17 protein-coding genes are annotated in these 18,173 nt (G+C 30.9%); 4 read left to right on the forward strand and 13 right to left on the reverse strand.

The genetic code is table 11. From position 1 onward, the window contains the following. Nucleotides 1-23: 23 nt before the first annotated feature. The 13 genes from glmM to ACN5J5_RS11975 form a co-directional block, all read right to left on the reverse strand. Nucleotides 24-1,415 carry a phosphoglucosamine mutase gene (gene glmM / locus ACN5J5_RS11915; RefSeq protein ID WP_418645113.1) on the reverse strand — a complete coding sequence of 464 codons (1,392 nt, stop codon included), beginning with the start codon at nucleotides 1,413-1,415 and terminating at the stop codon, nucleotides 24-26. Between the two features lie 144 nt (nucleotides 1,416-1,559). Next, a complete protein-coding gene (gene rpsA, locus ACN5J5_RS11920; RefSeq protein ID WP_068705942.1) occupies nucleotides 1,560-3,332 on the reverse strand; it encodes a 30S ribosomal protein S1 in 1,773 nt (590 codons plus the stop codon). Nucleotides 3,333-3,539: 207 nt separating this feature from the next. Then, nucleotides 3,540-4,079 (reverse strand): sterol desaturase family protein, encoded by a 540-nt coding sequence (locus ACN5J5_RS11925; RefSeq protein WP_418645114.1) that lies wholly within the window; start codon nucleotides 4,077-4,079, stop codon nucleotides 3,540-3,542. A gap of 141 nt (nucleotides 4,080-4,220) precedes the next feature. Beyond that, nucleotides 4,221-5,582, reverse strand: coding sequence for a TlpA family protein disulfide reductase (locus tag ACN5J5_RS11930; protein ID WP_418645115.1), 1,362 nt, complete (start codon nucleotides 5,580-5,582; stop codon nucleotides 4,221-4,223). A gap of 72 nt (nucleotides 5,583-5,654) precedes the next feature. Further along, nucleotides 5,655-6,590, reverse strand: coding sequence for an alpha/beta fold hydrolase (locus ACN5J5_RS11935; RefSeq protein ID WP_418645116.1), 936 nt, complete (start codon nucleotides 6,588-6,590; stop codon nucleotides 5,655-5,657). Nucleotides 6,591-6,600: 10 nt separating this feature from the next. After that, nucleotides 6,601-8,166, reverse strand: coding sequence for a GMC oxidoreductase (locus tag ACN5J5_RS11940; RefSeq protein WP_418645117.1), 1,566 nt, complete (start codon nucleotides 8,164-8,166; stop codon nucleotides 6,601-6,603). Nucleotides 8,167-8,205: 39 nt separating this feature from the next. Next, nucleotides 8,206-11,301 carry a WD40/YVTN/BNR-like repeat-containing protein gene (locus ACN5J5_RS11945; protein WP_418645118.1) on the reverse strand — a complete coding sequence of 1,032 codons (3,096 nt, stop codon included), beginning with the start codon at nucleotides 11,299-11,301 and terminating at the stop codon, nucleotides 8,206-8,208. A 124-nt stretch (nucleotides 11,302-11,425) separates the two neighbouring features. After that, nucleotides 11,426-12,292: a YkgJ family cysteine cluster protein gene (locus tag ACN5J5_RS11950; protein WP_418645119.1), complete on the reverse strand. Its 867-nt coding sequence runs from the start codon at nucleotides 12,290-12,292 to the stop codon at nucleotides 11,426-11,428. 1 nt (nucleotide 12,293) lies between these two features. Then, nucleotides 12,294-12,908: an IMPACT family protein gene (locus ACN5J5_RS11955; RefSeq protein ID WP_418645120.1), complete on the reverse strand. Its 615-nt coding sequence runs from the start codon at nucleotides 12,906-12,908 to the stop codon at nucleotides 12,294-12,296. 2 nt (nucleotides 12,909-12,910) lie between these two features. Continuing rightward, entirely contained in the window at nucleotides 12,911-13,771 is an 861-nt protein-coding gene (locus tag ACN5J5_RS11960) for an EamA family transporter (protein ID WP_418645121.1), read from the reverse strand. Nucleotide 13,772: 1 nt separating this feature from the next. Continuing rightward, nucleotides 13,773-14,384 carry an HAD-IA family hydrolase gene (locus tag ACN5J5_RS11965; protein WP_418645122.1) on the reverse strand — a complete coding sequence of 204 codons (612 nt, stop codon included), beginning with the start codon at nucleotides 14,382-14,384 and terminating at the stop codon, nucleotides 13,773-13,775. Beyond that, a complete protein-coding gene (gene ribD, locus ACN5J5_RS11970; protein ID WP_418645123.1) occupies nucleotides 14,377-15,447 on the reverse strand; it encodes a bifunctional diaminohydroxyphosphoribosylaminopyrimidine deaminase/5-amino-6-(5-phosphoribosylamino)uracil reductase RibD in 1,071 nt (356 codons plus the stop codon). The genes ACN5J5_RS11965 and ribD overlap by 8 nt, the downstream gene beginning before the upstream one ends. A gap of 6 nt (nucleotides 15,448-15,453) precedes the next feature. Continuing rightward, complete coding sequence (locus ACN5J5_RS11975; protein WP_418645124.1) at nucleotides 15,454-15,915, reverse strand: LEA type 2 family protein; 462 nt, start codon at nucleotides 15,913-15,915, stop codon at nucleotides 15,454-15,456. Between the two features lie 50 nt (nucleotides 15,916-15,965). On the opposite strand from ACN5J5_RS11975, the gene ACN5J5_RS11980 reads away from it, so the two are divergent. Genes ACN5J5_RS11980 through ACN5J5_RS11995 form a run of 4 tightly spaced genes read left to right on the forward strand, consistent with a single transcriptional unit; the run spans nucleotide 15,966 to nucleotide 18,159 of the window. After that, the gene (locus tag ACN5J5_RS11980) at nucleotides 15,966-16,457 is read left to right on the forward strand and encodes a GNAT family N-acetyltransferase (protein WP_418645125.1); all 492 of its coding nucleotides are present in this window, start codon (nucleotides 15,966-15,968) and stop codon (nucleotides 16,455-16,457) included. A 2-nt stretch (nucleotides 16,458-16,459) separates the two neighbouring features. Then, nucleotides 16,460-17,338, forward strand: coding sequence for a peptide chain release factor N(5)-glutamine methyltransferase (prmC, locus tag ACN5J5_RS11985; protein ID WP_418645126.1), 879 nt, complete (start codon nucleotides 16,460-16,462; stop codon nucleotides 17,336-17,338). 12 nt (nucleotides 17,339-17,350) lie between these two features. Next, the gene (locus ACN5J5_RS11990) at nucleotides 17,351-17,869 is read left to right on the forward strand and encodes a DinB family protein (RefSeq protein WP_418645127.1); all 519 of its coding nucleotides are present in this window, start codon (nucleotides 17,351-17,353) and stop codon (nucleotides 17,867-17,869) included. After that, complete coding sequence (locus ACN5J5_RS11995) at nucleotides 17,869-18,159, forward strand: DUF1272 domain-containing protein (RefSeq protein ID WP_418645128.1); 291 nt, start codon at nucleotides 17,869-17,871, stop codon at nucleotides 18,157-18,159. Before ACN5J5_RS11990 ends, ACN5J5_RS11995 begins: the two co-directional genes overlap by 1 nt. The last annotated feature ends 14 nt before the right edge of the window (nucleotides 18,160-18,173 follow it).

The following is an 18,173-nucleotide window of genomic DNA, read 5'->3' on the forward strand; positions in this document are numbered from 1 at the left end:
AATTGCTTTTACTTTCAATTTTGTTATTTTATTATTTGTTCTATTTCTGTTATAAATCGTTCTGCAAGAGTATCTGCATTTTCTTGACTGGTACTTTCTGTATAAATTCTGATAATAGGTTCGGTATTCGATTTACGTAAATGCACCCACTCATTAGCAAAATCAATCTTTACACCATCAATCGTATTAACATCTTCATTATTGTATTTAGAAGCCATGGTTTCTAAAATTTCATCAACATTAATTTGCGGTGTTAATTGTATTTTATTTTTACTCATAAAATAGCTAGGGTACGAATCTCTTAGCGCTTTACAAGACATTTTTTTATGTGCTAAATGCGATAAAAATAAAGCAACACCTACTAATGAATCACGACCGTAATGTGAATCTGGATAAATAATCCCTCCATTTCCTTCGCCACCAATTACCGTATTAGTGTCTTTCATCATTTGCACTACATTTACTTCTCCAACTGCTGATGCGGTGTAAGTTCCGCCATGTTTCTGGGTAACATCACGCAAAGCTCTTGATGAGGATAAGTTAGAAACCGTGTTTCCGCCTCCTAATCTTCCTAAAACATAATCGGCACAAGCAACCAAAGTATATTCTTCTCCAAACATTGATCCATCTTCTGAAATTAATGCTAAACGATCTACATCTGGGTCAACCACAATACCTAAATCTGCTTTTTTCTTAACTACAAGTTTTGATATATCAGTTAAGTTTTCTTTTAAAGGCTCTGGATTGTGAGGAAATTGACCGTTAGGCTCACAATATAATTCAACACATTTAACACCTAATTCTTTTAACAAAGCAGGTATAAAAACTCCTCCGGTTGAGTTTACTCCATCAACCACCACTTTAAATTTTGCTTTTTTAATGGCTTTTACATCTACTAAATCTAGGTTTAAAACCTCTTTAATGTGTTTTTTTAAGTATTTTTTATTTTTTTTATAAGAACCTAAATTATCAACTTCAGCAAAAGTAAAATCTTCACTTTCTGCTAACTTTAAAATTTCTTCTCCGTCTGCACCATTTAAAAACTCTCCTTTTTCGTTCAGTAATTTTAAAGCATTCCATTGTTTCGGATTGTGAGAAGCTGTTAAAATAATTCCGCCTTCTGCTTTTTCTAACGGAACAGCAACTTCAACTGTTGGTGTTGTTGATAAACCTAAATCAATAACATTTATACCTAAACCAACTAAAGTGTTTGCAACTAAATTGCTAATCATTTTACCAGAAATACGAGCATCTCTACCAATAACGACTTTTATTTTTTTAGCATCTGGATTTCTTTTTATAATAAATGCTCCGTAAGCAGCTGCAAATTTAACAGCATCAACTGGAGTAAGGTTTTCACCTGTGTTTCCTCCTATGGTTCCTCTAATTCCTGATATAGATTTTATAAGTGTCATCTTCTTTTTTATATTTAGTACAAATATACTAGTATTTAAGAAAAAACTTATACATCAATATGGCTTTAACTGTAACATTTGTTACATATAAAACAAAAAAACCGCTACGTAAGTAACGGTTTTAAAATTTATAATATCAGAGATTTATTTCCCTTCCATTTTCTTTTTTAATTCAGCTAATCCACCGATATCTCCTAATGTAGATTTTGGAGCATCAGCAGCTTTTTTAGCTGCAGCTTTGATGTTTTTCTTTTCTTCTTCTTTGAAAAGAGAAGTATGAGAAACAACAATTCTACGGTATTCTTTACTAAATTCAGTAACGATGAACTTTACAGCATCACCTTTTTCTAATTTAGATCCGTCTTCTTTTTCTAAGAAACGTGTTGGAGCAAATGCTTCAATACCATCTGCAAATACTACAGTAGCACCTTTGTCATTTTTCTCTTTAATAGAACCTTCATGTGTAGATCCGATTGCATACGTAGCTTCATGCGCATCCCAAGGATTATCTTGAGTTTGCTTATGACCTAAGTTTAACTTACGGTTTTCAACATCTAATTCTAATACTTGAACATCTAATTTATCACCAACAGTTACAAAATCTGATGGGTGCTTAATTTTCTTAGTCCAAGATAAATCAGAGATATACACTAATCCGTCAATTCCTTCTTCTAATTCTACGAATACACCAAAGTTAGTGTAGTTACGTACAGTACCAGTATGAGTAGAACCTACAGGGTATTTAGCAGTAATATCTGTCCATGGATCTGGGTGTAATTGCTTCATACCTAAAGACATTTTACGATCTTCGCGATCTAATGTTAAGATTTGAGCTTCTACCTCGTCACCAACTTTTACGAAATCTTGTGCAGAACGTAAGTGTGTAGACCAAGACATTTCAGAAACGTGAATTAATCCTTCAACTCCTTCTTCAACCTCTACGAATGCACCGTAATCAGCTAAAACAACAACTTTACCTTTTACTTTATCTCCAACTTTTAAGTCAGTATTTAAAGCTTCCCAAGGATGAGCTGATAATTGTTTTAATCCTAATTGGATTCTAGATTTGTTATCATCAAAGTCTAAAATTACAACGTTTAATTTTTGATCTAATTCAACAACCTCGTTCGGGTGGTTGATACGAGACCATGATAAATCAGTAATATGTACTAATCCATCAACACCACCTAAATCAACAAAGACACCATAAGAAGTAATGTTTTTAACAACACCTTCTAATACTTGTCCTTTTTCTAATTGACCGATGATTTCTTTTTTCTGATCTTCTAAATCTGCTTCGATTAACGCTTTATGAGATACTACTACGTTTTTAAATTCGTGGTTGATTTTTACAACTTTGAATTCCATAGTTTTCTCTACATACTGATCGTAATCACGGATTGGCTTCACATCAATTTGAGAACCTGGTAAGAATGCTTCAATACCAAATACATCAACGATCATACCTCCACGAGTTCTACACTTAACAAAACCGTTAACGATTTCACCTGTTTCATGTGCATTGTTAACTCTATCCCAAGCTTTAATTACACGTGCTTTTTTGTGTGATAATACTAATTGACCAGAAGAATCTTCTCTTTTATCAACTAATACTTCTACTGAATCTCCTACAGATAAATTTGGATTGTAACGGAATTCGTTTAAAGAAATAACTCCTTCTGATTTAGAGTTGATGTCGATAATCGCATCTCTATCAGTAATTCTTGTTACCGTACCTTCGATTACATCACGTTCGTTTACGAAACCTACTGTACCTTCTAAGGCCTTTTCAAATTCTTGTAATTTAGACTCATCAACTTCATCAATACCTTCTTCGTATTTATGCCAATTAAATGTTGCTAAAAATTCTGCTGGGTTTACTGCTTCTGGAGCAGTGTTTTTTGTTTCTTCAGACATGTCTGAAATAATTTTTGTATCTTTTTATTAGCCAGATTATTAACAATACTAATGCAAAGAGAAATTAAACTTATATAAATTTGTTTTTAACCTTTTATAAACCTGTTCTTGTAAAAAGGCGTGCAAATTTACGAAGTTTTATTTAAATAACCTATAAAGGTTTTAAATTTAAGGGGTTGAGACTATTTCATTTTTATAACGAAATCATTATTCCTTTAACTTATTTTCTGTTTTAAACATTCGATCCCACAAAACGGTATAAAAGCCATAATTTTTATAATTTAATAGATGATGTTCTTTATGAAAGGTATTGGTTGTTAAAATTAAAAGTAACGGTTTTTTATTTGTAACATTTAAGTGGGTAATTACACCGTATAACCAATTAAAAACTAAAAAAGTTATAAAACTATAAAGATTAAAAGAAAAAAAAATGGTTATTGTAGTTAATAATAAACCAAATAAGATAGATTCCCAAGGAGACATATAATATAAACTAACAGCATTAAACTTTACGGAATGCTCGTGATGTTTTGAATGTATTTTTTTTAAGTAACTTAGATTATGAGAAAACCAATGTAAAAAATACATTAGAAAATCCATTAGTAAAAACAATCCTATAAAAGAAACTAAAAAGTTATCCTGAGAAAAAACAATTATTTCTTTAGACCATAATATAAAACCAGGAATCGCTATAAGAATGTTTAAAACCAAAGTTAGCAATGAAAAAAATAATTCTTTTTTAGACATGAATGTTTCGTACTTGTAAATATGATTCCATATTTTACTAATACATATGTTAAACACATATGTGACTATATTTATACATGTTAATAACGGAAAAAAAACAAAAGGATCTTTAAGGTTCATTTATAATGTTAGGAATATTACTTAAATTTTTAGTTCATTAAATAAATCAACAAGTTTCGTGTCAGAAGGTCTTGGAGCATCTGAACTGACTATGTTACCAGCTGGGTCAATTAAAATAAAACGAGGGATTCCTTGAATACCATAATCTGTAACAAATTTTGATTTCCAATCATTATCTGCCATTAACTGTATACCTCCTAATTCTTTATCAATAATCATCTGTTTCCAAGCTGCATGATCTTTTTTAACATCAATAGAAAGACTTACAAATTCAATATTTTTATCATGATACTTTTCTTCTACCTTCTTTAAAAACGGAATTTCAGCTTTACAAGGTCCGCACCAAGTTGCCCACACATCTATGTAAACATATTTACCTTTTAAATCAGCTAAAGATGTGGTTCCGCCTGCGTTGTTTTCATAATCAACAAATACTGGTGAAGTTTTTCCTTTTGCAAGTGTTAAAATAAGGTTGTATTGTTTGGTTAACCGTTCTTTTAAAACTTTATCTGTTGATAATTTCATAATTCCGTTATACAACTCTTCCGAATTAGGGTTACGTACCGATACTTGACGAGCAAGTCCTGAAAGTAAATTATCACTTATAACTTTACTTTTAGTTTCTTCTATTAATTTTAATGCAGCTACTTCGTAAGAAATTTTTTCATTTTTAGCGTTTTCTCTAGCTACTTTACTAAAATTAGAACTTACAATGCCTTTATAAGCATTAAAAGATTTGTAATGCTCTTCATTATTAAAGTCAAAACCTTTTAAAACATCAGGAAAAGAATCAGAAATTTTAAAGTCTTTATTTTTTGTAAAATAAGCATGTGCCGGCTCATAACTTAGTAAATGACTAATATGATCATATTTTATATTTGCTTTTTCTCCTTTAACAAAATCAGCATCTAAACCTTCTAACGATTTTTCTAAGGCTTCTTTTTGTTGATTCATTTTTTCTAAATAAGCTATTTCTTCTAAAGAATAAAGTTCTGATGTTGTACCTGCTCTTTCTTTAGTTAAATATTTTTGTGCTAAAAAGTTATTCACATCACTACCGTTACCAGAATAAACAATACTTTCATCAAACTCTTTAGCATCCATATTTAAATTAATGGCATATCCATTTTCTAAATAGATTGATGAACTTTCTTTTCCATCACTAAAACTATAGTAACCGTTTGTATTAAAAATAGTGTCAGAAAAAATACCAGCTTCAGATACTTCAATATCTCTAACTTTTTCGTTTAAACTATTTATTATAGCCAAATTTGTACTGTTTGCATTTTTAATAGTTCCTGAAAATAAGGTGTAATCTTTAGGTTTTGAATTGTTACACGAAATGATCGTAATGGCAAGGGCACCAAAAATTAATTTTTTCATAATATTTTTTATTGTTTTTTTAAAATAATCGACAATATAGTTAATTATTTATTCTTGTTTTTACATTAAAATTTATTTTATAAATGCAAGCACTGGTTTTAAACTTTCTTGCGGATTTTCTTCCATCGGTGTATGCCCTAAACTACTTAATATAACCAATTTATTATTCGGTAAATCTCTTTGGAATTGATACGCGTTTTCTATCGGTATTAATAAATCTTCTGCTCCCCAAAGTATTAATGTAGGTTGCTTGATTGTTTTAATTTTCGCATACGAGCTTTCAGGTGATTTCATATTAAAACGATCTACAAAAGCTTGACGATTTCCTTCTCTTAAGGTTAGGTCAAAATAGCGTTCTACTAAAGAATCGGTTACTTTAGATTTATCATAATACACATTTTCTACACTTGCTCTTACCATAAAACGCGGAGTTACATACAGTAATAATTTATTTAATAATGGAGTTTGGGCGACTTTAAAAGCCATCGGAACACTTTTCGATTTCATCGGATAACCAGCTGCATCAATTAAAATCATTTTTTTTACATTATTTGGATGGTTTACAGTGAAATTCCATGCTATTTGTCCCCCTAATGAGTTTCCTCCTAATATACATTCTTTAATTTTTAAGGATGATAAAAAATCATGTATAAACTTCACGTAATTGTCCATGGAATAATTTCTATCAGGAAATGGTCCAGTTAATCCGTAGGCAGGAAGATCCATCCGAAGTACTCTTCTTGTTTTTTTTAATTCGGTAGTCCATGCATCAAAAGTATGTAAGCTTGCGCCTGTTCCGTGAATTAAGACTATCGGAATACTATCTAATTTTACTCCTTCATCACGATAATGAACTTCCATCCCGTTAATAGCAACAAAAGAAGATGCTTTATTAACATATTTTTCTTTTAATTTTTCAACCGGAATATCTTGGTGTCCATAAAAAACGCCAATACTTGTAAAAACTAAAGCGATGATTAATAAGGTTACTTTTACTATCTTTTTCATTGATAAATATTTAGTTTATATCCTTTTTTAAAGGAATTTGACTCATTGCTCTCTCTGCAATTGCTGTAATTGATAATGACGGATTTACTCCTGGATTTGCAGAAATCATAGCGCCATCAATAACATATAAATTATCATATCCGAAGATTTTATTGTTTTTATCAATAACTCCTTCTGATTTATTTTCTGCCATTACAGCGCCACCTAACACATGTGCTGTTGATGGAATCCCTGCAATAGTTTCTAACGCAAACGAAGTACTTACACCGTTTACTGCCTTGCTATACGCTGCTACTAACTTTTTAGATTCTTTAATAAAAGGTGTTGGTTTTTTACCTGAATTAACGGTTGATGTCATAAATCCGAAGATATTACGTTTAAATTTCAGCGTACTATCTAACGTTTGCATAAAAAGTAACACCACTGTTTTTTCTGCCCAACTGTTTGTAAAATAGACTTTAAAATATTTTATAGGTGATTTTAATAACGAAACAGCCATCATCATTAAACGAGCTAACACGTTTTTATTGGTTACATAGGGCAAATGCAAAAACTTCCAAGCGTTTGAACCTTTTGCATATCTAACGATTTCTAAATGAGAATTTTCATCCGTATCTAAAATACTTCCGATTGCCACACCTTTCGAAAAATCTTTGTCTTTATCTAAGGTAGATACACTTACTAAGGTTTCGTTATTGGTTCTAATATCCAATCCTAATCTGTCTGAAATATTAGGAAGTGAATCTTTTTTAAGTTTTAGCAATAGTTTGATTGTTCCTAAAACTCCACCAGAAAAAACAACCGATTTTGTTTTAACCTTTTGACGTTTTTTTAAAAGTTTTGTACTTGTTTTTATAAATACTTCATAACCATCATCAGAAGGTTTTACGTCGTAAACTTCGTTTTCGGCAAGTATTTTAGCACCCTTTTTTTGTGCTAAGTATAGGTAGTTTTTATCTAAAGTATTTTTAGAGTTATTTCTACAACCAGTCATACAAGCCCCACAAAAATTACATCCAGTTCTTTCAGGGCCTTCTCCATTAAAAAATGGATCTTTTTTAGTCACATTTTCTTCACCAAAATAAACAGCTACATTGGTTGCATTGAATTTATTTTTGATATTTAATTCTGATGCGACATCCTTTAAACCATTATCTCCATCAAACAACTGTGGATTTCTAGTAGCTCCAAGCATTCTTAAAGCTTCTTTATAATACGGTTTTAACTCATTTTCCCAATCTAAAAGATTGCTCCAGCTACCTGTGTTAAAAAAAGTAGCTTTAGGAATAGGCAACGTATTGGCATACACTAAAGATCCGCCACCAACACCTGTACCCGAAACAATAGCAACGTGTCTAAAAATGGTTAACTTCATAATTCCGAAAAAGCGTAATTTCGGCATCCAAAGCCATTTTTTAAAATTCCAGTTTGTTTTAGGGAAATCCTTGGCTTTATACCATTTTCCTTTTTCCACAACCAAAACTTTATAGCCTTTTTCTGATAATCGTAATGCACTTACCGAACCACCAAAACCACTACCAACAATTACGTAATCGTATTCTTTTTTTAAACTCAAAAATCTATTTTTAAATTATTAATAATTAAAGGTAATTTACTATTCTTTTTCAACAAATAAATAGTTCAGTTTTTTACTATTAAAAGCGGTATTAAATACTTTTATTTCATTACTCAATAAAGCGTTAAAAGCCTTTAATTGTATATTTATTTTTTGAGTTAATTCGTTTTTTACAGCAATATCTTGTTCGGTTGGTGCAAAATCTCCCATACTTACCAAACTATTTAAATGTCCTAATTTATTGGTTAATCGAATAGGAAAATTTAACGGATCTTGTCCACTTCTGTTTTTTGTTTGATATAAAGCTTCCTCTATTTTTGTAAACTGCTTTTTTAAATCTTTTGATTTTTCAATCAAATCTTTTACCAACAGATTATTTTTATATTGTTTTTGAAAAGCTGATAATTGAGCATTAATATTTCTTATTTTTTTGATAGATTTATGAGCATTATCCATCGTTTTATTCACATCTTTAATAAAAGCAAATTGTTTTTCCATATCAGCTTGTGTACTTTCTGCTCTAGGATCAGCTAATATATTAAACGGCTGTTCTTGAGTTTTTCCGTTTACACTTAAACTAACTTTATAAACTCCAGGTACGGCTTTCGGTCCCTTTAAACTTGCCCACCATAAAATCATTCCTTTTAGCTTTTCCGCACCTTTATAAGTCATACTCCAAACATATTGATTCCCTCCTTTTTTAGCAATCAACACGTTTTTCTTTTTATTTGCAGTACTTACCGTTTTTATGGTATCGCCTTTGCTATCTAAATAACTTAATACAATAGTATCTTTCTTTTTATCATAATTTTTTAAATTAAAATAAGTATAAACACCACTATGTAAATTTGTTCCAGCAGTTTTACTTCCTTTAAAACTACTTCCACGCATTCGGTAAGTATCTTTTGGTTGAAATAATTTAGTATCTGATACTTTATCTTTTAATAATTGATGAATAACCGTTAAATCATCAATCATCCATAAACTTCTACCTTGAGTTGCTACAATTAAACTATTATCTTTAATGGTTAAATCAGTAATTGGTACAATTGGTAAGTTTAACTGAAAAGATTTCCAGTTTTTACCAGCATCAAAAGAAATATACATTCCCGTTTCTGTACCTGCATACAATAAACCTTTGTGTTTAGGATCTTCACGAACAACACGTGTAAAATGTTCAGGATTAATTCCGTTTGTAATTTTAGTCCAAGATTTTCCGTAATCTGTTGTTTTGTATAAATATGGAGTAAAATCCCCCGTTTTATATTTGGTTCCGGCTACATAACAAGTACCTTCATCAAATGCACTTGGCTCAATACTATTTATCATCATCCATTCTGGCATTCCTTTTGGCGTTACATTTTGCCAAGTTTCACCTCCATTTTTTGTGATATGAATTAATCCATCATCACTACCAACCCAAAGTAATCCTTCTTTTAAAGGTGATTCTTGCGCAGCAAAAATGGTACAATAATATTCTACTGATGTATTATCTTGCGTAATTGGTCCTCCTGATGATTTCAATTTCTCAGGATCGTTTCTTGTTAAATCATCACTAATAATTTTCCATGATTGTCCTTCATTTTCTGTTACGTGAACGTGTTGCGAAAATGTATATAATTTATTTGGATTGTGTTTTGAAAATAAAATAGGAAAGTTCCATTGAAAACGATATTTCATACCTTCAGCTCCATGTCCCATTGGATTATCTGGCCAAACATTAATTGCACGAACGGTTCCTGTTTTATGATTTAAACGTGTTAAATAACCATCATAACTTCCTCCGTAAACAATATCATTATTTTTAGGATCAACAGCAATATGAGCCGATTCTCCCCCTGCGGTAGATTCCCAATCATCTTCAGTAATATTTCTTCCGGCTGTTCTATGCGGAATTCTGATAGTTGAATTATCTTGTTGCGCTGCATAAATTCGGTACGGAAAATGATTATCAGTAGTTACTCTATAAAATTGTGATGTTGGTTGATTGTGATAGGTACTCCAAGTTTCGCCACCATCATAAGTAACTTGTGCACCACCATCATCACCAATAATCATTCGATCTGGGTTTTCAGGCGCAATCCATAAATCATGATGATCACCATGTGGTGCATTGTGCGTGCTAAATGTTTTTCCGCCATCTACACTTTTATGGTAACGTACATTTAAAACATATACTTTATCTACATCTTTAGTATCTGCATAAACACGAGTATAATACCAAGCTCTCTGGCGAATTTTACGTTCGCTATTTACTTGTTTCCAGGTTTCTCCACCATCATTACTTTGATACAATCCACCTTTGTCTTTATTTTCTACAATTGCCCAAACACGTTGATTATTTACTGGTGATACGGTTACTCCAATAATACCTAAAGTACCTGTTGCAAATCCTTTTTTAGTTGAAATCTCCGTCCAAGTTTCTCCACTATCTGTACTTCTCCATAAAGCAGAACCTTCACCTCCTGAGTTTAAACTGTACGGAGTTCTATTAATTCGCCATGTAGATGCGTATAAAATTCTTGGATTTGTAGGATCCATTTGTAAATCAACAACTCCCGAATGCTCGTTAGAAAACAAGGTTTTTTTCCATGTTTTACCGCCATCAATACTTTTATAAACACCACGTTCTTGGGTTGGTTTGTATAGGTTTCCCATAACTCCGGCATAAACAATATTCGAATTTGTTGGATGAATAGCAATTCTAGGAACGTGTCTTGATTTTTTTAAGCCTGCATTTGTCCAAGTTTTACCAGCATCAACAGTTTTCCAAATACCGTAACCAGAGGATACATTACCTCTAACCGTTTTTTCACCGCCACCAACATACATAACATTAGGATCGGATTTTGATACAGAAATAGCTCCGATACTTCCTCCAAAAAAACCATCTGAAATGTTTTCCCATTGTCTACCGCCGTTTGTCGTTTTCCAAATTCCACCACCAGTTGATCCAAAATAATATAAATTAGGTTTATTGGGTACACCAGTTACAGCAGCACTTCTTCCACCTCTAAAAGGCCCGATAAGTCGGTAATTTAAAACGTCGTAATCAGCTTCAGTTAAATTTTGAGCGTTGATTGATGCTGTTATCCCAATAGAAAGGATACATAAAACGGAAAGTAAAAATCGCATGAAATTATAAGATTTGGTTATGTTGCTTTAAAAGTAAGCATTAAAAATCAAGTCTAATAATAACAATTTAATTTTTACAAATCTGTTCAGTATATTTTATGCTTTTTTGATAAAAAAAATGAAATTATTCTTTGGCTCCGTGCGTTTTTGCTATTTCTATCCAATGTTCAGAAATTCCTTTGGTATCGGCTCCTAAACCTCTAGATAAATGTAATGCTACTGCAATTATTAAAGCAGATGCTTCTTGAAGTTCTTCTAAAGTTTGAATGCTACCAAATGCTTCTTGTGCTTTTTGAAGCAATAAATCGTTGTGTTTTTTTGCAAATGATATAGGATTTTCAGCATCAATAGTAATTTTAGGAATCATTAAGCAATCTAACCACTCTTGCCCTATTCTTTTGGCTGATAATTCGTGTGATTCACTTCCTGATGCTCTCCATAATGCTAATGTTTTAGTATTTCCAGAAGTAGCTAATCCTGAATCTAACAATAATTCGAAACCAATATCAGCGATGTTTTGCATCACAATTAAATATTCGTCCAATGCTTTTTCAAACTCGCTTGCTTTTTGCCCTTTAAGATACTCGCCAACACTTAGTTTTGGTAAATCTAAAACTTCAGAACAATCTGTTAAACAGGGAAATTGCTTTCCTTCATAAATAAAATCTACTTTATCGTATTGTACTTGACGACCTAGTGGATACAAACGACAAGCTAACGGGCGACCTAAATGCACACTACAACCTGCGTTATCTACATATTGGCTACATGCTTTTTGTCCTTTTTTATCGGTTTTTCCATCAAACAATAATTGAATTCCCCCATGTTCGGTATACAAATTACGAAATTCAGATACTGAAATCTTTTTTTCTTTACTAAAATGAAATAATTCCCACGGATTTAACATCACATCTTTACCAAAGCAACAGGTTCCAGATCTTGAGCAAGTAAGTGGTAATATACTTTTTGAGGTAAGTTTGGTTATTTGCATTTTACTCAACTTCTTTTATTTCAACCTTAAATAGGTTATCAAAAATATCAAAAATCATTTGTGCATCTTTTTTACGCACAGAAATAATGTATTGGCAATCCATTTCTAATTTTTGATTGGTTATATTTAAACTTCTCTCTTTAATGATACGTTGTACTTTATTCATCATATCATATCCAAAAGTTAATTGATAATCAATATCAACCGTTTTTTCTTTTATTTCTGATATTTCTAAAGCTAACTGAGCTGAAGTTCTGTACGCATTTATCAATCCTCCTACCCCTAACTTTGTGCCGCCAAAATATCGAACAGAAACGATTAAAATATTCGTTACATCAAAAGCTTGAATTTGCCCGTAAATTGGCATTCCTGCCGAATTACTTGGTTCGCCATCATCATTTGCTCTAAAACGTGTTTTTAAAGTTCCTAATTGCCAAGCGTAACAAAAATGACGTGCAGAGTGGTGTTTTTTTCTTAATCCATCAAGCGCAGCTTTAATATCATCTTCAGAAAAAACAGGAAAAGCATACCCAAAAAACTTACTATTTCTGTCTTTAAATAGTGTTTCTTCTGATGCGATATCAATTGTTTTATATGTATCTTTTATTTCACTCATTATTAAGCAATAGTAACTAAAATAATTCCTAAAACTGCCAAAGCAACACCTATTTTGTTTTTTATACTAAAATTTTCTTTAAATAATAATAAGCCTACAAGTGTAGATACAATTACGGTTGCTACGTTATTTACTGTGAATAATGTTGAACTTTCAAAATTTTTATTTTGCAAAGCTTTTATTAAAAAAACAATCGAATAATAATTCGGAATTCCTAAAACAATACCTGCAACTATACTTTTAAGTTCAAATTTTTCTTTTGACGTAAGTTGTTTTACAATCAAAATTACAATTCCAAAAACAGCTGCAAATCCAAATAAACTTCCCGAGAAAAATTCAACTTCGTTAAGAGGTACAAAATTGGTTTCAGTATATTTTAAGGTTGTATCTATAATTCCAGAACCAACAAATAGCAATAAAGGAAATAGTAAACTTGCCTTTAAGTTTGATTTTTCATCTTTAACTGAAGCCAAATAAACCGCTATTAATGCAATTAAAATACCTATAACTTTTAAAAATGTAACACTTTCGTTATATAAAATTATACCAAAAATAATAGGCACTACTACCGACATTTTTCCTGCAATTGAAGCAACCGAAACACCGTTTTCTTGCGATACTTTTGCCATTACAAAGAAAATACTAACAAATAAAAAACCTAAAAAAGCAGCTCCGTACACCCAAGGTTGAGTGCTAATTGTAGTTAATTTATTAAAAGAGCTTGAAGAAAACATGCCTAATGTAAAGGCAATTACGTAGTTAATTACAATTGCTTGTAAGGTGTTTACTTTAAAAACCTGAAAGTATTTAAAGATTACAAATAATGAGGTTGAAAAAAGAATACTTAATATTAAATATATCATATTAATTAAATGCTGGTCTTTTTAATAAATCAATTACATCTTCTTTTCCAGGTATTAAATTCCAAACCTGAATTCCTAATTCTTTAGCCGATTCTGTGTTTTCTTTCAAATCGTCCACAAAAATAGTTTCTGATGCTTTTAAGTTGTTTTCATCTAAAACAAACTCATAAATATTAGCATTCGGTTTTCTAAAATTTATTTCGTGCGATAAATAAAACTGCTCAAAACAGTTTTTAAACTCATTGTATAAATCAGTTCCCCAATTATTCTGAATCCACGAAATATGTAAATCGTTAGTGTTACTTAACAAAAAGATTCGGTATTTTTTTAAAGCCACTAACTCTTTTAAAAAGGTTAATCTATGCTTCGGAAAATCTAATAAAATGGCATTCCAAGCATTTACCAAATCCTTACTATTTAATTGCGGAAATTTATTTTGATAAAAAGCTATAAATGCATCCGTAGAAATTAAACCCATTTCATATTGATAATAGGTTTTTATCATGTCTTCAGAAATATTGGTAACTCCTAATTTTGCCAACTCTTTATAGGTTGCTTCTTTATCTAAATTGATGAAGATATCACCAAAATCAAAAATGATGTTTTTAATCATTTATATATGTCTTTAACACATCGTTTTCGATGCTTTTTTCTTTAATTAATTCACCTTTTAAAACAGGTGCTACAACTCCATTATTTAAAGTTATATTCCCTGTAAAAACTCTAGCTTCATCCCATAATTTAGCGTCGATAAAAGTTTGTAATGTTTGTGTACCTCCTTCAATAATTACCGACTGAATTTTATGTTTTTGTAACACTTCACAAATTTGTTCCGCTGCGCGGGATGAAAAATCAATTGACTCAAAAATAAGTTCTCGACTGCGCTCGAACTGACACTCTTTTCGTCTTGTTTCTTTTTTCTTACTTTTAAAATCAAAAAGAACAATCGTCTTCACACTTTCATCAAAAACATGTAATTCATCCGATAAACGAAGATTTGCATCTAACACAATTCTAACCGGATTATTTCCACTCCAGCTACGTACATTTAACTTCGGATTATCAGCTATTACTGTATTTGTGCCCACCAAAATAGCATGTTCATCACTTCTCCATTTATGCACCAATTGTTGCGAATATCGATTAGAAATCCATACTGGTTTTTGTTCATTTTTTGTTTTAGGAGCAATAAATCCGTCTTGCGATTGTGCCCATTTTAAAATAATATACGGGCGATTTTTATTTTGCACCGTAAAAAAACGTTTATGATGTTTTTTACATGCATCCTCTAAAACACCAACAATTACATTAATTCCGGCATTTTTAAGTCGTTCTATACCTTTACCAGCAACTAAACTGTTTGTGTCTACACAACCAATAACCACATTTTTTAGTTGATTTTTTACAATTAAATCAGCACAAGGTGGCGTTTTACCAAAATGAGAACAAGGTTCTAAGGTTACATATATTGTTGCTTCTTTTAAAAGAGTTTTATCAATAACAGAATTAATTGCGTTTACTTCGGCATGATTTTCACCATAAACTGAGGTAAATCCTTCACCAATAATTTTATCGTTATAAACAATAACAGCTCCAACAGTCGGATTTGGACGCGTAGTTCCAAGTCCGTTTTTTGAAAGTTGTAAAGCGCGTTTTATGTATTTTTTGTGATTCAAAAAAGATTAGAATTTTATTTTAATATCTTCAGTTTTATCAATAATATAAGTGTGCGAAAAGCCAAGTACTTTATATTTTAAATCGCCTTTAAACTGCACTTTTACACTTTTATTGATAATTGAATTTAACAATCCGCCTAAAATTCCGTTTTTATTATTTTCAAACACTTTTTTAGCAGGAATTACTACTTTTAAAGGAATTGCAAACTCTTTGCGAGCCGGAACCTTAAATTCATCAGAAGAAACCTGAGCAACTTCTGCTCCGTTTACTATTACTTTAATTTTATCAGTTGCTATTTTACCACTAATATCATTCGGGTTTTTAAAAAAAGCATCTGCTTTTAACCGAATTGTATCTGATGCGACAGACATAATTTTAATATTATCAACTTTTATAAAAATTGGTTTCTTTTTTACAGAACAACTCGTAATAAATAGTATAACTATAAAAAACGCCAAATTCTTCATACAGATTCTTATTTTTTAGGTAATTTGCAGTGCAAAAATAAGGTATTCCTATGACTCCTTCTCATTTTATTATTCGCGAAATAAAACCCAATGATAATCAGCAAATAGCATCAGTAATTAGAGATGTTTTAACTGAGTTTGGTGCACCAAAAGTTGGTACTGCTTACGAAGATAAAGCTACCGATGAAATGTTTGAAACCTATCAAAAAGAAAAAACAGCTTATTTTGTAATTGAATATCAAAACAAAGTAGTTGGTGGTGTTGGTTTTGCTGAGCTACATGGCTTTAAAAATACAATTTGTGAACTACAAAAAATGTATTTTTTGCCTATTGCTCGCGGCAAAGGACTGGGAACTAAATTAATTGATTTTTGTTTATCAAAAGCTAAAAATCAAGGTTTTAAACAGTGTTATTTAGAAACCATGCCGTATATGAACGCTGCTAGAGCTTTATATGCTAAAAACGGATTTGAAAATTTAGAAAAGCCAATGGGAAATACTGGCCATTATTCGTGCAACGTTTGGATGCTTAAAAACTTATAATAATGATTTTACAAGATTTTAAAACTGATTTTACAGCACAGCTAATATCAACATATCCGAAAACAGAAATTGATACTTTCTTTTTTATTTTGATTGATGAATATTTAGGTTTTAAACGAATAGATACTGTTTTAAAAGCTGATTTTTTTATTCCTTCGGATGTTTTGCAAACCTTAAACTCTTGCATAAAACGATTGCTTAACCAAGAGCCTATTCAATACATTACAGGAAATACCGAATTTTATGGTTTTCCGTTTTTAGTTAACAAAAACACTTTAATTCCAAGGCCCGAAACTGAAGAATTGGTGGAATGGATTATATTAGAGGTTAATGGTAAAAAAAAGGAAAAAATCACTACTCCTTTAACTTTATTAGATATCGGAACCGGAACTGGTTGTATTCCTATTTCTTTAAAAAAGAATTTACCAAATGCAATAATTTTAGCTATTGATGTATCAACAGAAGCTTTAAAAACTGCGGAAGAAAATGCGAAATTAAATAACGTTAACATCCATTTTATTGAACAAGATATTTTAAAAACTGACGATTTAACTGAAGTTTTGGAACACGAAAAATTAGATGTTATTGTTTCAAATCCGCCTTATGTTCGTAATTTAGAAAAAGTAGAAATTAAAAATAATGTTTTAGAAAACGAACCGCACTTAGCGTTGTTTGTAAATGATAATAATCCGCTTATTTTTTATGATAAAATTGCTAATTTAGCGATAAAACATCTTTCTAAAAATGGATTGTTATTTTTTGAAATCAATCAATATTTAGGAAAAGAAACCGTTGAGATGTTGGAGAAAAAAGGATTTAAAAACATTGAACTTAAAAAAGATTTTGTTGGCAACGACCGAATGATAAAAGCTAGTTTATAAAAACAAAACACCATGAGAAAACAAGAATTACAACCCAACGAATCTGATCCATATTATTTAAACTATTTAAATTTAGTTGCTGATAAAACCGAATTAATTTCAGGCTTTGAAGAAGATAAAAAAATGGTAGTTGACTTTTTTTCATCGCTTCCAGAAGATAAATTAGAGTTCCGTTATCAACTAAAAAAGTGGACTATTAAAGAAATTTTACAGCATATTATTGATACCGAACGTATTTTTATATATCGTTTTTTACGAATTGCACGAAAAGACACAACTGCTTTGGCTGGTTTTGATCAAGATATTTATATAGATCCGTCTGGGGCAAATGATAAATCCATCGAAAGTTTATTAGAAGAATTTTCAATTACTCGATCATATTCAATCAATTTAATAAAAAGCATAACCAACGAAAACTTAAAAAACTTAGGTACAGCAAGTAATACTACTGTTTCTGCACGTGCCTGCGCTTTTATATTATTAGGACACAGTATTTGGCATATCAACATTATTAAAGAGCGTTATTTATAATGTTAGAAATAAGACCTAATTGCGAGCATTGTAATAAAGATTTACCCAACACATCAACCGAAGCAATGATTTGCTCTTTTGAGTGTACGTATTGCAAAAATTGTGCATTAGCGCTTTTTAAAAACGTATGTCCTAGTTGCTCCGGTAACTTTGTACAACGCCCAATAAGACCTTTTAAAATGATTGCTAAATATCCCGCATCAACCATAAGCGTTTTTAAGCCAAAAGATTTAGAAAAATCAGCCAGTAACTTAGCTGCTTTTAAAAATATTTCTCCAGAAAACAGGTAATTTTAGAATTGATT

Origin of the sequence: Tenacibaculum insulae, from assembly GCF_964512435.1 — a bacterium.
Taxonomy (GTDB): domain Bacteria; phylum Bacteroidota; class Bacteroidia; order Flavobacteriales; family Flavobacteriaceae; genus Polaribacter; species Polaribacter insulae_A.

What these genes read in the sequence shown, in the direction of transcription:
- glmM (WP_418645113.1), bottom strand. Translation starts at nt 1,415, where the DNA reads ATGACACTTATAAAATCTATATCAGGAATTAGAGGAACCATAGGAGGA.
- rpsA (WP_068705942.1), bottom strand. Translation starts at nt 3,332, where the DNA reads ATGTCTGAAGAAACAAAAAACACTGCTCCAGAAGCAGTAAACCCAGCA.
- ACN5J5_RS11925 (WP_418645114.1), bottom strand. Translation starts at nt 4,079, where the DNA reads ATGTCTAAAAAAGAATTATTTTTTTCATTGCTAACTTTGGTTTTAAAC.
- ACN5J5_RS11930 (WP_418645115.1), bottom strand. Translation starts at nt 5,582, where the DNA reads ATGAAAAAATTAATTTTTGGTGCCCTTGCCATTACGATCATTTCGTGT.
- ACN5J5_RS11935 (WP_418645116.1), bottom strand. Translation starts at nt 6,590, where the DNA reads ATGAAAAAGATAGTAAAAGTAACCTTATTAATCATCGCTTTAGTTTTT.
- ACN5J5_RS11945 (WP_418645118.1), bottom strand. Translation starts at nt 11,301, where the DNA reads ATGCGATTTTTACTTTCCGTTTTATGTATCCTTTCTATTGGGATAACA.
- ACN5J5_RS11950 (WP_418645119.1), bottom strand. Translation starts at nt 12,292, where the DNA reads ATGCAAATAACCAAACTTACCTCAAAAAGTATATTACCACTTACTTGC.
- ACN5J5_RS11955 (WP_418645120.1), bottom strand. Translation starts at nt 12,908, where the DNA reads ATGAGTGAAATAAAAGATACATATAAAACAATTGATATCGCATCAGAA.
- ACN5J5_RS11960 (WP_418645121.1), bottom strand. Translation starts at nt 13,771, where the DNA reads ATGATATATTTAATATTAAGTATTCTTTTTTCAACCTCATTATTTGTA.
- ACN5J5_RS11965 (WP_418645122.1), bottom strand. Translation starts at nt 14,384, where the DNA reads ATGATTAAAAACATCATTTTTGATTTTGGTGATATCTTCATCAATTTA.
- ACN5J5_RS11975 (WP_418645124.1), bottom strand. Translation starts at nt 15,915, where the DNA reads ATGAAGAATTTGGCGTTTTTTATAGTTATACTATTTATTACGAGTTGT.
- ACN5J5_RS11980 (WP_418645125.1), top strand. Translation starts at nt 15,966, where the DNA reads ATGACTCCTTCTCATTTTATTATTCGCGAAATAAAACCCAATGATAAT.
- prmC (WP_418645126.1), top strand. Translation starts at nt 16,460, where the DNA reads ATGATTTTACAAGATTTTAAAACTGATTTTACAGCACAGCTAATATCA.
- ACN5J5_RS11990 (WP_418645127.1), top strand. Translation starts at nt 17,351, where the DNA reads ATGAGAAAACAAGAATTACAACCCAACGAATCTGATCCATATTATTTA.
- ACN5J5_RS11995 (WP_418645128.1), top strand. Translation starts at nt 17,869, where the DNA reads ATGTTAGAAATAAGACCTAATTGCGAGCATTGTAATAAAGATTTACCC.